At 35.1% G+C, this 14,818-nt stretch carries 12 protein-coding genes; 7 read left to right on the top strand and 5 right to left on the bottom strand.

Annotated features, from left to right (window positions below; translation table 11 throughout):
- Nucleotide 1: 1 nt before the first annotated feature.
- The 7 genes from DB891_RS07460 to DB891_RS07430 are packed head-to-tail and all read left to right on the top strand — an operon-like array spanning nucleotide 2 to nucleotide 7,418.
- The gene (locus DB891_RS07460) at nucleotides 2-556 is read left to right on the top strand and encodes a hypothetical protein (RefSeq protein ID WP_116762138.1); all 555 of its coding nucleotides are present in this window, start codon (nucleotides 2-4) and stop codon (nucleotides 554-556) included.
- Nucleotides 557-572: 16 nt separating this feature from the next.
- The gene (locus DB891_RS07455) at nucleotides 573-1,058 is read left to right on the top strand and encodes a hypothetical protein (protein ID WP_116762136.1); all 486 of its coding nucleotides are present in this window, start codon (nucleotides 573-575) and stop codon (nucleotides 1,056-1,058) included.
- A complete protein-coding gene (locus DB891_RS07450) occupies nucleotides 1,059-3,548 on the top strand; it encodes a zincin-like metallopeptidase domain-containing protein (protein ID WP_116762134.1) in 2,490 nt (829 codons plus the stop codon). It abuts the gene before it with no gap.
- A 4-nt stretch (nucleotides 3,549-3,552) separates the two neighbouring features.
- Nucleotides 3,553-4,095, top strand: a complete 543-nt coding sequence (locus tag DB891_RS07445) for a hypothetical protein (protein WP_116762132.1) — start codon at nucleotides 3,553-3,555, stop codon at nucleotides 4,093-4,095.
- Complete coding sequence (locus DB891_RS07440; RefSeq protein ID WP_116762130.1) at nucleotides 4,095-5,036, top strand: hypothetical protein; 942 nt, start codon at nucleotides 4,095-4,097, stop codon at nucleotides 5,034-5,036. Before DB891_RS07445 ends, DB891_RS07440 begins: the two co-directional genes overlap by 1 nt.
- Nucleotide 5,037: 1 nt before the next feature.
- Nucleotides 5,038-7,011 (top strand): BspA family leucine-rich repeat surface protein, encoded by a 1,974-nt coding sequence (locus DB891_RS07435; RefSeq protein ID WP_116762128.1) that lies wholly within the window; start codon nucleotides 5,038-5,040, stop codon nucleotides 7,009-7,011.
- 17 nt (nucleotides 7,012-7,028) lie between these two features.
- Nucleotides 7,029-7,418, top strand: a complete 390-nt coding sequence (locus DB891_RS07430) for a hypothetical protein (RefSeq protein WP_116762126.1) — start codon at nucleotides 7,029-7,031, stop codon at nucleotides 7,416-7,418.
- A 388-nt stretch (nucleotides 7,419-7,806) separates the two neighbouring features.
- Here DB891_RS07430 and DB891_RS07425 read toward each other — a convergent pair whose 3' ends face one another.
- From DB891_RS07425 to DB891_RS07405, 5 genes are all read right to left on the bottom strand, one after another.
- Nucleotides 7,807-8,976, bottom strand: a complete 1,170-nt coding sequence (locus DB891_RS07425) for a tyrosine-type recombinase/integrase (protein WP_116762124.1) — start codon at nucleotides 8,974-8,976, stop codon at nucleotides 7,807-7,809.
- 396 nt (nucleotides 8,977-9,372) lie between these two features.
- Entirely contained in the window at nucleotides 9,373-11,787 is a 2,415-nt protein-coding gene (gene hsdR, locus DB891_RS07420; protein WP_116762122.1) for an EcoAI/FtnUII family type I restriction enzme subunit R, read from the bottom strand.
- Nucleotides 11,788-11,790: 3 nt separating this feature from the next.
- The gene (locus DB891_RS07415; RefSeq protein ID WP_116762120.1) at nucleotides 11,791-12,288 is read right to left on the bottom strand and encodes a PIN domain-containing protein; all 498 of its coding nucleotides are present in this window, start codon (nucleotides 12,286-12,288) and stop codon (nucleotides 11,791-11,793) included.
- Nucleotides 12,289-13,344, bottom strand: a complete 1,056-nt coding sequence (locus DB891_RS07410) for a helix-turn-helix domain-containing protein (RefSeq protein ID WP_116762118.1) — start codon at nucleotides 13,342-13,344, stop codon at nucleotides 12,289-12,291.
- Between the two features lie 91 nt (nucleotides 13,345-13,435).
- Nucleotides 13,436-14,818 (bottom strand): AAA family ATPase (locus tag DB891_RS07405; RefSeq protein ID WP_148666414.1); only part of this gene is annotated, 1,383 nt, incomplete at its 5' end.

Below are 14,818 nucleotides of genomic sequence, written 5' to 3'. Positions count from 1 at the left end.
TATGACAACAAATTTACCACACGGAGATCTATTCAAAATATTTTTAAAAGTCTTTGTAACTTTTATCGCTTGCTTTGCTATTGCAATGCTTTTGTTTGGTTGCGCTTCAAAACCCATTGAGAGCACCCATACCATTGAGGGCATTATCAAACATAGAACTGATACTGTAAAGCATACGGAAATAAGCAAAGCAATACAGGACAGTTTAATTATTCAGGTTGCAAAAGTAAAAACCGCAAAACCCGAATGTGACAGTATTACACAGGCAACTTTAGACCAAGTTTTGAAGCAGCTAAACAGCCGTAAAAAATCAGGCGATAATGAGGCGGGTATTTATTACGATGAATTGAAAGGTCAAATAATCGCTTGGCAAAAAATAGCAGAAACATACAAGGAAAAACTGGCGACAAACAAGGAAAAGATATACATAAAAGGCGACAAAGAAATTATCAAAATCCCAGTAAAATATATTCCGTGGTGGGTTAAGTATTTGGCTTATTTAGGCACGGCAACTCTTTTGTACGGGGCTTACAGGATTTCGAGAATTTGGATTTAACATTAAAAAAAGCAAAATGAGCAGTACAATAGCAAAAATAGGAATTGGTTTAGGTCTTGTGGTCGTTGCTATAAGTTTATTCAAAAATAAGGCGCAACAAGTTGTTAGCCAGTTTAGCGAAATTGCAATAATTCCTATTGGCGTAAAAAACTTCAATGGAAAATGGAATAACGGTAAGCCAAATGTTTCATTCAACATCGATTTAAATTTTATCAACCCCACCCCTACGGCTTTTAGTGTAGATGGCGTTGTTTTGACACTTAAAAAATTAGTGTTCTATGACCAAAACGGCATTTATATAGGAGAAACTAATCTAAATATGAGTTCGCTTAGCATTGCTGCAAAGTCAAGTACTGCGGTTAGAAATGTGCCTATTTCATTGGATTTGCAAACTACTTTGATGAATGCGATTACAATTGTCAATAGTGGTGGGTTTGACTTAAGCAAAATCAAGACAGAAGTTATAATAAGCATTTTGGGAATGGAATATAAAGCAAAGTAAATGAGTATCGCTAAAGAATTCAACGCCCTAAACGGGATGATCGTCCATAGAAAAGATCTTGAAAAGCTATTAGAAAAAGCCGAAAGAGAACGTCATACCGTTATTTCAAAAAGGGTAATCAAAGTCTTGGAAGGCTTTGCGGATGATATTTTTTTGATTGAAATTAAAAACTTGGTTGAGCCTTATGGACTGAATGGAGTTGAAGCCGATATGTTTTTGCCTACACTCGAATACATTTCTGAAGACGACACCAACGGACTAAATAAAGCCGTATCTGCTGACGACATTTACTCTTACATTACCGAAATGATTATCAACACCATTGACAAGGTGGGGCATTTGCCATGGCAAAAAGAATGGAAAGGTTCCGGAGTTGGTGGGAGTGCAAAAAACTATGCTTCTGGAAAAGAATACACAGGGGCAAATTACTTACTTAATTTCGACATTAAATTTGATGATGAGGGATTGCCGTATTTAGTACCTATCAATTTTGAGCAACCGTATTATTTGACATTCAATCAAATAAAGGATGCCAAAGCAACCCTAAACAAAGGAGCTAAGGCAAGACGTGTGATTTATTACACGTTTATTTTCAATTATGATAACCACAACGGGTTAAACATCAAAACTACAGACCGAACCAAGTGGAATGAGTTTGTGAAAGCAAACAATATCGACAAAAAAGAATTGGGCGAAAATGGTTTTGGAGTGCCTGTACTGAAATATTACAACGTTTTCCGTGCCGATGATTGCACAGGGTTGAAATTTAAGGGAGAAAGCACCGAAACCAAGAACGTTAACCCAATAGAGAGCGCACAAGCTATTATTGACGGTTACAAGAATCCACCGACCTACACATTCAAAGGAGATAAGGCTTTTTACCAACCATCAGGCGATATACTGAATATGCCTAGTATTGAAGCGTTTTCGAGTGAAGAGTTTTATTATTCTACTTTCTTTCACGAAGCGATACACAGTACAGGAGCGGTAAAGAGATTAGACAGGAAGTTTGGAAGCAAAAAAGGAAACTCAGATTATGCATTCGAGGAATTGATTGCAGAATTGGGGGCGGTTTTCCTTAGTGGAGAATCGGGTATTTTATTTCACACCAAAGAAAATTCCGCAAAGTATTTACAAGGTTGGAATAGGAAATTGGTTGATGAATTGACAAACGACAATCGTTTTTTTCTAAAGGCAAGCGCACAGGCGCAAAAAGGTGCAAACCATATTTTAGGGCGTGAAGTGGCAAACGAAGAAACCCCAGTAACGCCCGAGAAAGTGGTAAAGAAAACCATTGCAAAACCAATTGCAAAGCCAAAAACCGCTAAACCCGAAACGGTTAAGCCTACGAAAAAGGAAAAATCTAAACAATTGGATTTATTTGAAGGACTTGCAGGAAAGGCAAAGAGCAAAAAAGGATTGAATGCGCCAAAGCCAGTTGTAAAGGCAAAACCAATTAAAAAAGAGGTAGTTAAAATCGAATCTAATTATGACGATACTATTTCAAATCAAAATCTATTAAAAGAAATTGAATTTGCAATAAAAGAGGAAGGGTTTGAAAGAACTTTAAAAGAAAAGATTATCCATATAGCTGATTTAGAATCCATTTTAGACGATTATACCTTTTTTTACCAAGGTAGATATATATCGTCAAAAGATACTAAAGAAGTAATTAGCATTATTGTTTCTTTTGGGTGGAAAATAGACAAAAGAGGTCAGACAAAAAAAGGTTTGAATGCTCCAAGTGTTGTTGCAAAACCCATTGCAAAGGAAAACATAGACAAGAATTCCCTTGCCTACAAAATGGCAAACAAGCCAAAGGACGTGCCGACATTCAAAATTGAAGACAAGGATATAGCCGAGTTTTTGGGGAATGTAGAACGCAAAAACAAAGAAAGTGTTGTTGTCTCGCTTACAGGTGGTCAGGGTTCAATGAAAACCCGTATGTGCTTCCAGTTTATGAATGCGTTGGCACAAAACTACAAGGTAGGACACGCCAGCATTGAGGAACACCCCGAGAGTGGAGTTTACTACGATAAAGCCGAGCAATATTTGAACGCAAAAGCTTTGAACAACATAGAAGCTCCGGAAATAAAAACCATTGCTGAACTGGAAAGCCTAATCAAGAAAAACGATGTGATTGTGATCGATAGTTTTACCAAAATGCAGGAAATGGAAAAGGGCTTTGAAGTCGATAAGGATTTACGTAAAAAGTATGACGGTAAATTATTCATTGTCATTTTTCAACAAACAACAGACGGTAAAATGCGTGGGGGAAGCAAAAGCCAGTTTGATGTTGACATAGTTTTGTTTACCGAGAAAAAAGACGATTACCGAGAAAATTACATTTATGCGGACAAAAACCGTTACCAAAACAAACCCCTGGATGGCTTGAAATTCAACATTTTTAGTAAAAAGCTGCAAGGGAACGAACCCGAAGCAACGGCAGAACCAACGACAAAAAGAAAATTATCATTTATAGTAAATTAAGAATATGAAAGTAGAAGTATCTCAAAAGGGAAAAACACATAAAAGTCATTATCAAACAATGTTTGAGTTTTATCAGAAATTCTTCAAAGCGTCCAGTTGGGCGGCGGCTAATGCATTTAAAAAAGACCATGAAATTACTTTACAAAATGCCTCAACAGGTAAAGGTATTTATAACACATTGCCTGCAACCTATAAAAGACAATTCAAATTTGAACTATTAGCGTTACGAAATGCTTTGAAAGAATTTAATACTAACTATAACCAATACGGAGAAATGAAAAACCAAGGACTAAAAAAACCAAGTGTAAGAGGATTGAAAACATTATGTAGCCATGTTGTAAAAGCCACAGGGCTAAAAGTGGACGGTACTCTAAAAAAAGGCTTCAAATACATCAAAGGCGGGAAAGTAGTAAAAACAACCCCAACCCCTAGCAAGACTAAGAAAGTGTGTGCAAAAAAAACAGTTGCAAAGAAGCCTGCAACGAAAAAAAACGTTGCAAAGAAAAACCCAGTTGCAAAGAAATCAATCGCTAAAACCAAAAAATAATGGCAGTCGCAAAAACGCTTAAATTCACAAAAACAGACAAAGGAACTGTCCTGCTTCAAGGTACGCTGGACAATTCGCTTGTGGCTTCGTTCGAGCCGTCAATGAGTTTGTGCCGTGAGAGAGGGGATGATAACCGTTTCCGTATCGCATCCTCAACAGATGAGGACGGTTTTTTGATTGATTACCGCTCTATTGATTACGCTTTGTGTTTTCCTGTTATCGTTCAAGCCAACGTCAATGAATTTTTAATAGCACTTTCGAGGGACTTTTTTTTTTTAGTTGAAAAAGAGAACAAGTCAGAAAAAGGTATCGCCAATGGGTATGCACCCTTGGATGAGTTTAAAAAAATAGCCAGCCAATACCTGAACATCGTTGACGATTTAACCACGGGCGGAAGTACTGGATTACTTTCGGCAAAACAAGGGGCGATACTCGCTTCAAGAGCCGAAGCGATATATGCTCTTTTGACTTCGGACAACATTAACCTGGACAACGTACAGGAAATCGTTGACGCTATTGAAACGGTGCAAACTTCGTTGAGTACTATCTTGGTGAATGATCTGACTACTGGTGGAACCACTAAGGCATTGACTGCTGAGATGGGGAAAACGTTGAAGGGGTTGATTGATGCTTTGGTTGATGTTGTTTCAGGAAAACAGGACATTGCCAATCAAGTAGAAGTTGGATCAAGCCAAAACGCACAAGCTTCTTGGCATGGTAAAACGGTAGTATTTGTAACAAGTTGTACTATTACCATTCCTTCTTCATTGGTAAATAGCTACATATTTAATGGAGTAACATTAGCTGGAGTAAATATTACATGGGCTATTGCATCACCGCACACTTGGTTATTTGGTGCTCCTGTAACTACAACAGAAAAACAGATTTTCACGCTGACAAAAAGAGGTAGTACAAACGATATTTTATTATTAGGGGTGTAATATGGGAAGTTTAATTCAAAATGCAATTTGGGGGAGACAGAAGACTAAGCCATTTGTTTCCACTTGGAAGACTGATAATATATCAACTGGGTCAAGTACTTCTACACAAGTGAAACTACCGCTTATCTCAACAGGAACTTATAACTTTGTAGTGGACTGGGGAGATAACTCTACCAGTAGTATTACTTCATGGAATCAAGCGGCTATAACGCATACTTATGCATCGGCTGGGACTTATGTTATTACCATAAAAGGAGTATGTACAGGATGGCAATTTAATAATACAGGCGATAGATTAAAGTTTTTGTCAGTAACTACATGGGGTAAGCTAAAATTAGGAACTAACCAAGGAAGCTATTTTTATGGTTGTTCTAATTTAAATCTATCGGGAGTGACAGATAGATTGGATTTAAATGGAACTGTTTCATTGTTTAATTGTTTCAGAGGGTGTTCTGCTATAGCTACTATAGGGAGAATAAATGAGTGGGATGTTTCTGCTGTTACAGACACATCTAATTTGTTTTTTCAAGCTACTAATTTCAATCAAAACATTGGGTCATGGAATGTTGGGAATGTTACAACTATGGCTGGAATGTTTGCATTAGTATCGGCATTTAATAATGGCGGTAGTTCAACAATTGGAAATTGGAATGTTTCAGCAGTTACGAATATGTCTAGTACATTTGATACATGTGTAAATTTCAACCAAAATATAGGCAGTTGGAATGTATCGAATGTTAGTGATTTTTCTTCATGTTTTGCCAATGCATCTACTTTTAACAATGGGGGTAATTCAACTATCAATTCATGGATATTAAAAACTACAGGGACAGTTTCTTTGAATAGTATGTTCTTGTCAGCTATTAATTTTAATCAACCTGTTGGAAGTTGGAACACATCAGTGGTTACGAATATGGCGAATATGTTTAGATCTGCCTCTAGCTTTAATCAAAATATAGGGTCTTGGAACACAGGTGCAGTCACTACAATGCAGGGTATGTTTCAATCTGCTTCTACATTCAACCAAAACGTAGGAAATTGGAATGTTTCAGAAGTAACAAGCATGCTAGGCATGTTTCAGCAAGCAAATACTTTCAATCAAAATATTGGAAATTGGAATGTATTTAGCGTTTCAACATTTCAACAAATGTTTTTTTCAGCGATATCATTCAATAATGGAGGAAGCTCTACAATAAATAACTGGCAGATTAGAACAAACGTAGCTGTCAATATGCAAAGTATGTTTAACTCAGCTATATCTTTTAATCAAAACATTGGCGGATGGAATGTCTCAAGCGTTACAACGTTTCGTCAAATGTTCACGAACGCCACGGTCTTTAATCAAAATATTGGATCATGGAATACAAGTTCTGTTGTTGACATGTTTAATATGTTTCAATTAGCATCAGCATTTAATAATGGAGGAAGTTCAACGATAAATAATTGGATAACATCGGCCGTTACTAATATGTCAGGAACATTTCATCAAGCATACGCATTTATGCAACCTATTGGTAGTTGGGACACTTCGGCAGTTACAAATATGTCGTATATGTTTTACGCAAATAATAACTTCAACCAAAATATTGGAAGTTGGAACACGTCTAATGTAACGACTATGGCTCAGATGTTTAACTCAGCTATATCTTTTAATCAAAATATTGGTGGATGGAATGTAGCTAAAGTTACTGATATGCAAAAGATGCTCCAGTCAACAATGGCTTTTAACCAAAATATAGGAGGATGGGACGTTTCAAATGTAACTAATTTTTCTGATTTCATGTTAGGTAGATCTTCGTCTACGTTCTCTGCTGCAAATTTAGATGCAATCTATAATGGATGGAGTTCTAGGCCGGTTAAAACACCAATAACAATAAATTTTGGAACAATTAAATATACCGCAGCAGGGAGTGCTGGTAGAGCAATACTAACTGGAGCACCTAACAATTGGGCAATAACAGATGGAGGAGTTTAATAATTAAATATAAAACTATGAAAGTAATATCCAAACAAAAAATAACATTAGTGAACGACCGTCAAGGACTTTTAGAAGAGCACATCCAAATCGAAATCACGGTTGAAAGGAAAGATTCCGTAAGTAAAACTTATACGATAAAGACAGTAGACAGTATTGTACTGAATAAAGGCACGGAGAATGAGTCTACCATGTCTTATTTTAATAGATCGGGACAAGTTCAAGAGAAAATATACACTAAAACCTATGCCGAATTTGACGAGCAAAAAGAAATTCTTTTAAGCTATTTTCCAAGCGAGTTAACCGGATCTGAATTGGATGATCATCTACTTCAAATGGGACTACTGTATAATTTAGGAACAGATCCTATTTATGGGCTTAAAGGTGATCAATGGGAACCTAAGTAAAAACAATAGGGAGGAAAACCGTGTTGCAGTAATGTGATACGGTTTTTTTATTTCATGCGATTGGAATAATCATAGGGAAATAATTTTCTTTATATAGTAGTTTTTGAGCGTAAAAACGCATAACTCAACAAAAAAACGACATTTGCAATTAAAAAGCAAGCTTTAACAATTAAATATTTTTTCTCTACTATTTGTTTCCAAAAAATGCATCAAAAAAATTGTTTGTTTCCGAAAAAAACATCCTGTTTCTTTATTTAGAAACGACAAAAACCGCTTTAAACCCAATAAAAGCGGTATTTTCTGTTTCTGTTTCCAATGTTTCCAATTATTTAGGGTTTAAAGTGAACTGGTGTAAGTGAAAGCGGTTTAAAACTTTGTTTTTAATTTATCAAAAATCAAAGTTAGAGTTCCGAACGGTTTCGTCACAAGCTTTATTTCGTGCCGTATATTTCTCTGTTATTTTTAAATCGTAATGTCTTGCTTGGTCTCTTACTTTTATGGCAGGAATTCCGCTGATGAGTAAATCCGTAATTCCAGTATCTTTCAATGAATAAAACTGAAACTCTTTACCGACTTTATATTTCTTTTGAAACTTGACCCAGTTATCCGATATTTTTTTGGGTTTTAATTGTTTTTTGCCCGTTTTAAAATTATCGTCACTAAAAAGATAGTCATCATTTTTCGCCTTGACTAAATGTTTCGCTAAAATTGCAGCAAAAGCGTTTGGGATAGTTACATTTTCATCCTTGCCGTTTTTTGATATTTCCTTAGGAATATTTATATAGCTTTTGTTAAGATTGACATTTTCTACTTTTAGTTTTGTGAGTTCAGTTCTCCTTATAAAACAGAAATAGGTAGCCATACAGAGCGCAAAATAATTATACTCATCATTCTGCAAATTTTTTAGTTTTTCTTTAACCTGAACGGTTAGAACTTGTCTTTTTTTAGGGTCTTCTTTCTTTCTGAGTATTGAAGCCGTGAAGTTCTCTTTCATATATCCACGTCCTATGCAATAATTTATAAAGTTTCCTATAAAAATTAGATGATTATTATAGGTGGCAGGCGAATTTTTCCGTTCAAAATAAATCCAATCCAAATAATTGACGACAAATGGTTTGTTTAGTTCTAAAATTAGATCCAATTTCATTTTTTTGTCGACAACATATTTATTAATCATATTGAAGTATGAGGTGTAACTTCTTAAGGTGTCGGGTCTTTTAGTCTTGTTTTCAACTTCCGCAGCGGTATGCTCTAAAAACTTCTTAAAGCAATATTCGTAGGTTTTAAATTCATTTGTCCCTGAGTTGCTATAATACGGAAGCCAGCCGCTATCTAACTTTTTGTTGATTTCTAGCACAATTTTTTTTGCGTACTTGATTCTTTCGCTCTTTGAAGCGATTACAGGTACAGAAAGTCTAAACCTTTCTAATTCTTTAGTAAGTGGATTTTTGGCGTAATAAACAATCAACCATTGTTTATTTAGACGTAATTCAGCGGGTTTGTAGTCTAAAAAAGCGACTGCTTTCTCGTGAGCGGTGTTTTTTTGAATTTTAGGCATTTTTTTTATTGTTCAAAAAATTGCTTTTTGAACGATAAAAGAGTTTGACACTAATTTGACAACCGATTTTAATGAAAAACCCGAAAGCTCCTTTGTTTACAAGGGTTTTCGGGTTTTGTGTAGCGAAGACGGGAGTTGAACCCGTGACCTCAGGGTTATGAATTTGAACCCTATTTTAAACCCCTAGTGTTTACGGTGCTTTGCAAAGCTATTTTTGTGCGAAATAATGTAAATCGTATGCGTTTTAGTATTCTTGAATTGTTGTAAAAATCCACTATTGTTGATGTAAAAGAACGAATCGTTACAAAATTACAAAAACTATTCAAAAGGTTCTCTATTTGTTGTTATCCTTTTTTTTAAATGACTTTCTGTCTGATTTTTGGTTGTTGCAAAATATTATGCAACCTTTTGATTGTACAAATGTTGTTGAAATTCTATAAAAAGTTTGCTGATATTTCCAACGTCACCCAAAATATTCTTGGCATCTTCCAGCGAATGATATTTGTTTGTCAGCAATACAGGCAATTTCTCTTGGTCAAGTTCTTCGACTCCTGTCTCGATGTACTTGCTTAAAACAAATTCGATAAATTCTTTTTGTTTGTCGTTAAGTAGGGCAAAGATGGTGGCTTGTGAGGCTGCTACACGTTGCTCTCTAGTCATTGACTGATAATTTCCATTAAAAACATATTCAAGAACATCAAACAAGTCACTCTTTTCCATATTTACTAATTGTTGCACAATTTGTAAATCGCTTTTAGGAAAACCTGCTTCTTCTAATTTTTCTAACAAGATTCTTCTCGTGAGTGGATTGCTCCACAATGTCCGCAACTCGGATTCACTTTTGAAAAGGTTGGGCAATTCGCCAAAAAGATTGTTTAAAAACTCTTCTGCCGAAATGGGTTTGCCTTCTGAGCTCCAAAACGAAGTGGAAATCATCTTTTGTATTTCACGTTCTTTTCCGTCTCTCAATTTTATTTTTACTTTTATTCTTTTGTTGCAAACGCAGGGTGATTCTCCACATTTTAAACAAGGAGGCGGAGGTTCGTTAACGCAAATACAAGACAATTGACCGCATTCTTTACACGGTTTTGGCTCTGGCTTTGGTTTGCTTTGGCATTCACACACCAACTGTCCACAAATTTCACAAGGTTCTGCCTCTCCATCCCACTCGGGGTCAGAAAAATGTTTGTAGGCATCTACAAAATCATAAATGGTAAAGAACTCTTTACCGTCAAACATACGGGTTCCTCTACCTACGATTTGTTTGAATTCAATCATTGAATTTACAGGGCGCATCAAAACTACATTCCTTATGTTCCGTGCATCAACGCCAGTGGAAAGTTTTTGTGAAGTTGTTAGAATGGTTGGGATTGTTTTTTCATTGTCTTGAAACTCCCTTAAAAATTGTTCTCCAATTTCTCCATCATTGGCGGTAACACGAACGCAATAATTTGGGTCTTTAGAAGTCTTATATTGATTGACCAAATCACGAACCGCTGAGGCGTGCTCCTGATTGGCACAGAAGATGATTGCCTTTTCCTTTTGGTTGGCTTCGTCCATATAGATTTTGACACGATTTGCCTCCCTTGCCTTGATTTCTATAATTCTATTGAAATCTTTTTCTTCATAGCGTTTACCTTCTTCAATTTCTCCTTCAACGACTTGGTCATCACTTGTGAAAATATAATCGTCAAGGGTGGTCTTGATTCTTTTTACTTTGAAAGGAGTCAGGAAACCATCGTTAATCCCATCTTTTAGGGAATATACATAAACGGGTTCTCCAAAATATTTATAGGTGTCAACGTTGTCTTTTCGCTTAGGAGTGGCGGTTAACCCCAACTGAACGGCAGGAGCGAAATAATCTAAAATACCTCTCCAATTCCCTTCATTGTTAGCTCCACCACGGTGACACTCATCAATAATGATGAAATCGAAATAATCGGGAGGGTATTGCCCGAAATGGGTTTGTGGATTACCCTCTTTGTCGGTTCCAGACATAAAGGTTTGGAAAATAGTAAAGAAGATGCTCCCGTTTGTCGGAACGCTTCCTTTCTTGCTGATTTCTTTTGGGCTAATTCTAACCAGTGCATCTTCGGGAAATGCCGAAAAGGAATTGAATGCTTGGTCTGCTAATATGTTTCTGTCTGCTAAAAATAAGATTCTTGGTCTGCGTGCAATATATTCGGTGTCTGAGTTTATCGAAGACAAGTTCCATCGGGTTTGAAATAACTTCCACGCTATTTGAAAAGCGATTGCCGTTTTTCCTGTTCCTGTGGCAAGGGTTAGTAAAATCCTGTCTTTCTTATTGGCTAAGACTTCCAAGGTTTTTAAAACTGCCAACTCCTGATAGTAACGCAACTGCCAAGAACCCCCTTTGTCTTCAAATGGAACGGAAGCAAATTTCTCCCTCCATTCATTTTGAACTGCAAATGTTTTGTTCCACAATTCATCAGGAGAAAGATAATTATCGACTAAACCTTCGACACCTGTTTTCATACAGATGCTGTAAATTTCTTTTCCATTACTGGAATATGTGGTTTCTAATTTTAGTTTCTCGGCATATTGTTTGGCTTGTGCTACTCCTTCGCCAACGCCTAAATTATCACTTTTTGCTTCAACAACAGCGAGTTTAATTCCCTTGTAAACCAAGACATAGTCGGCAATTGTTTTTTTGCCTCTGATACCTCCTGTTTGTATTTTACCTGCGGTAATGTTATATTCTCGAAGGATTTTTGAACCTTCGACAACACCCCACCCACACGCCTTTAGTTTTGGGTCAATTAATTCCGCTCTTGTTTCTGCTTCGTTCATTGTCTAATGGTTGATTTCATTCTTCCATAATTGAATTCTCTTTTCAATTTCATTTACAGGAAGTCGATTGTTAATCTGTAGCAGTGTTTGTAATTTTTCTATGCAAACTGAAACAGTTAATAGATTTTGTTCTTTGATTTGTTCGATGATATAGATAATTCCTTTGACACCAATACCTGAGGCTTTGGCTTTTGTCCTTAATTTACCATCTCCAGTTATCAAAATACCATTCATGTTTTTTGCAAAATACCAAACAGAACAGTCTTCAAAACTTAATCCTACGTGTTCTTGACTTAAATTAAAAATTGCTAGCATATCTTCTACAGAAGCGGACAATTTTGTTAATTGGTCTGAGTCAAATACTTGTTGTTGTAATAGTTCTAATTCTGCGAAAACAAAGTCTGTCGTGTAAAGTTCAAACTTCAAAGACAAAAAAGGCTCAACCAAATCCAGATGAACTAGGTCAATCAATATATTGGCATCATTGATATGGATTTTCATCTATCTTAAATTGGAAGTTAATTTACTGTTCAATTCATCCAAACTAATTTGCAATAGTGATGATGCCTTACTCATTGAAATTAATTCTTCCGAAACGGCTCTGTATGCTAAGTTCTCATATCTAATAGAATGTTCCTGACCGTCATATCTCGACAGTTCAACAGATTGTTTTAAAGCTGCATCAAAATTTAGTTTCTGGTAAAACTTCTTTACACGTTCCTGCGACATAATTTTGGTTTCCCCCAATTTGTAAACAATGGCAGAAATACTCATGCCATATTTTTCTTGAACATTTTTCAATTCTTCAAAAGTGATTCTGCTTCTTTGATTTCCTAACTCAGTGATAAGATTGTTTTCTGATAATAACATTTCAGAGGCAAAGACATTGCATAGTTTTTCTTGCTGTTTTTCTTCTAAAGTAGCTATAGGCAACAATAAATGACCTAATTCATGTAACAAAGTAAAACGTTTGCGTTCAATTGGCATCGCTTTGGTTATTACAATAATGTGATATTTACCATCAATAACAGTTGCTAAACCATCGAATTTTTTACTATCATCGTCAACCTCAATAACTTTTATGTGATTATCTTCCAGTAATTCGATAATGTTGTGAATTGCATCTTGTCCAATGTTCCAATGGTTTCTTAGGGTATTGACAGCAGTTTTTACATCTTGTTCCTCCTGAATAGCGTAGTCTTGAAGCGGGTTTTCAAAGGCATTAGAAACATTACAAATGTTTTCGATAAACAAATAGTTTTCTATTTGAATTCTAATTTCTTCTTTTAATGAATTAACTTTTTTAACACCAAAATTGCTTTTTTTTCTAAAACTGATTTCACCAATAACAACTTCGGATTTTCTAAAAAAGTAATCTATTTTTTGATTAAATAATTTAGAAATAGCAATAAGTTTATCACTGGTAGGCATTGATTTTCCAAGTTCATATTTATTAACCATCTGCTTAGACACGCCTATACTATCGGCTACTTCTTGCAATGATAATCCTTTATGGATTCTTGAATTTCTTATTCTTTGTCCTATTATTGCTTCCATTTTTTATGTTGTTTGGTTGACAAATGTAAGGATAAATTAAGTTTTGTCAACCGACATTAACATTTAATTTTAAATTACCATTATAGCATTCTTATCTAATCATCTTTTTATAATGTTCTTCATATCCATTTTCTTTGAATACTAAAGCAAATGCATCTTTAAAATCTGTATAATCAAATTCCTTTAAATCAAAAATGTTTTGCCCTAACGAATGAGATTCACGGTTTATATATCTCATAAATGCTTGGAATCTATTTTCTTGCATTGCTGGTTTTTGAAAAACATTATTCAAATCTTTCTTCTCAACAAAGTTGAAAAAATATTCAATTATGTTCCGCATACAATTTGCAATAAGTGCGGGGGATTGCTGTTCGTCTTTGACTACAAACCAATAGGCATGGTAATCATTTTGGATTTCTTCATATTTCATAGGAAGAATTTCACTTCCTGAACTGTTTTTTCGTAACCTAAATAAATTTTGCGTATTGTCTCTCTCTTCCTTTTTAGTATTCGTTAATTCGTAGAAAAAATAAAGGCTATGAGTTAAAATGAAAATCTGCTCATAATTATTGTTCCTTAGAAATTCTTTATGTATTAATCTGCCGACATTAAAAACGTAAATGTGAGACAAACTTGAAATAGGGTCGTCAATAACAATGATTTTGTTTTTCCCAGCTTCTGTAATATCTTTTTTTCCTCGACATAGTTCAATAAAATACAAGAAGCTGATTATCATTTTTTCTCCTTCACTAAGCGAATGAAAAATCCTAGCATCGTTTTCGCCCCGAACAATCTTGTAAAGGTTTTCGGAATGATTTTTAATCTTTAAATCGTCGATTCCTAAATCAACCAAGCCGTTATTGATGTTTATGATAGCTTCTTCAATATTTATTGTTTGTTTTTGTTGTTCGACAATAATAGCTTTTTCTTTTTCAATTGCTTTTAAAAAAGCCTCGATCTCTTTTGTGATTAAATCAATGTTTTTTACGGATTCGGCTTTGTCTGCAATAAATGCACTTATTGTTTGGTCATATTCCCATCGTATAATATTCCAAAAGTCAGTTCTTATTTCTTCGAGTGCAATTTCTTTATGGTCAATCTTTTTATTGTGTTCTACAATTAAATCATTAATATTTTTGATTATATCGAAAATTTCTTCAAGTGCTTTCTCGGAACTATTCAGAGTTATTGAAAGGCTTGGGGATTTGATTTTATCCTCAATCAGTTTTATATTGTCGTCAACTATTTTAATGAAAGCATTGTATTTGATTTCAAAATCTTTCTTGAAGGCTTCAAATTTAGGGTTAGTTTCAAATACAGATTTTTCAGGAATTGATTTAGACGCTTCAGTATAACTAATTAAAAAAGCTTTTAGTTTTCCTAAATCAGTCTCATACTGCAAATTCCGGTGATATTGACCACCCAATTCCAATTTAAAGTGAGCACCTGATTCCAATTCAAAATGACCACCTAA

The organism is Flavobacterium laiguense (assembly GCF_003097655.1).
In the GTDB taxonomy this organism is placed as follows: Bacteria; Bacteroidota; Bacteroidia; order Flavobacteriales; family Flavobacteriaceae; genus Flavobacterium; species Flavobacterium laiguense.
Note: the sequence above shows the minus strand (reverse complement) of the source record. Positions and strands in the feature narration are given on the sequence as shown.

Coding starts and splice junctions, on each gene's coding strand:
- DB891_RS07460 (WP_116762138.1), top strand. CDS start 2: ATGACAACAAATTTACCACACGGAGATCTATTCAAAATATTTTTAAAA.
- DB891_RS07455 (WP_116762136.1), top strand. CDS start 573: ATGAGCAGTACAATAGCAAAAATAGGAATTGGTTTAGGTCTTGTGGTC.
- DB891_RS07450 (WP_116762134.1), top strand. CDS start 1,059: ATGAGTATCGCTAAAGAATTCAACGCCCTAAACGGGATGATCGTCCAT.
- DB891_RS07445 (WP_116762132.1), top strand. CDS start 3,553: ATGAAAGTAGAAGTATCTCAAAAGGGAAAAACACATAAAAGTCATTAT.
- DB891_RS07440 (WP_116762130.1), top strand. CDS start 4,095: ATGGCAGTCGCAAAAACGCTTAAATTCACAAAAACAGACAAAGGAACT.
- DB891_RS07435 (WP_116762128.1), top strand. CDS start 5,038: ATGGGAAGTTTAATTCAAAATGCAATTTGGGGGAGACAGAAGACTAAG.
- DB891_RS07430 (WP_116762126.1), top strand. CDS start 7,029: ATGAAAGTAATATCCAAACAAAAAATAACATTAGTGAACGACCGTCAA.
- DB891_RS07425 (WP_116762124.1), bottom strand. CDS start 8,976: ATGCCTAAAATTCAAAAAAACACCGCTCACGAGAAAGCAGTCGCTTTT.
- hsdR (WP_116762122.1), bottom strand. CDS start 11,787: ATGAACGAAGCAGAAACAAGAGCGGAATTAATTGACCCAAAACTAAAG.
- DB891_RS07415 (WP_116762120.1), bottom strand. CDS start 12,288: ATGAAAATCCATATCAATGATGCCAATATATTGATTGACCTAGTTCAT.
- DB891_RS07410 (WP_116762118.1), bottom strand. CDS start 13,344: ATGGAAGCAATAATAGGACAAAGAATAAGAAATTCAAGAATCCATAAA.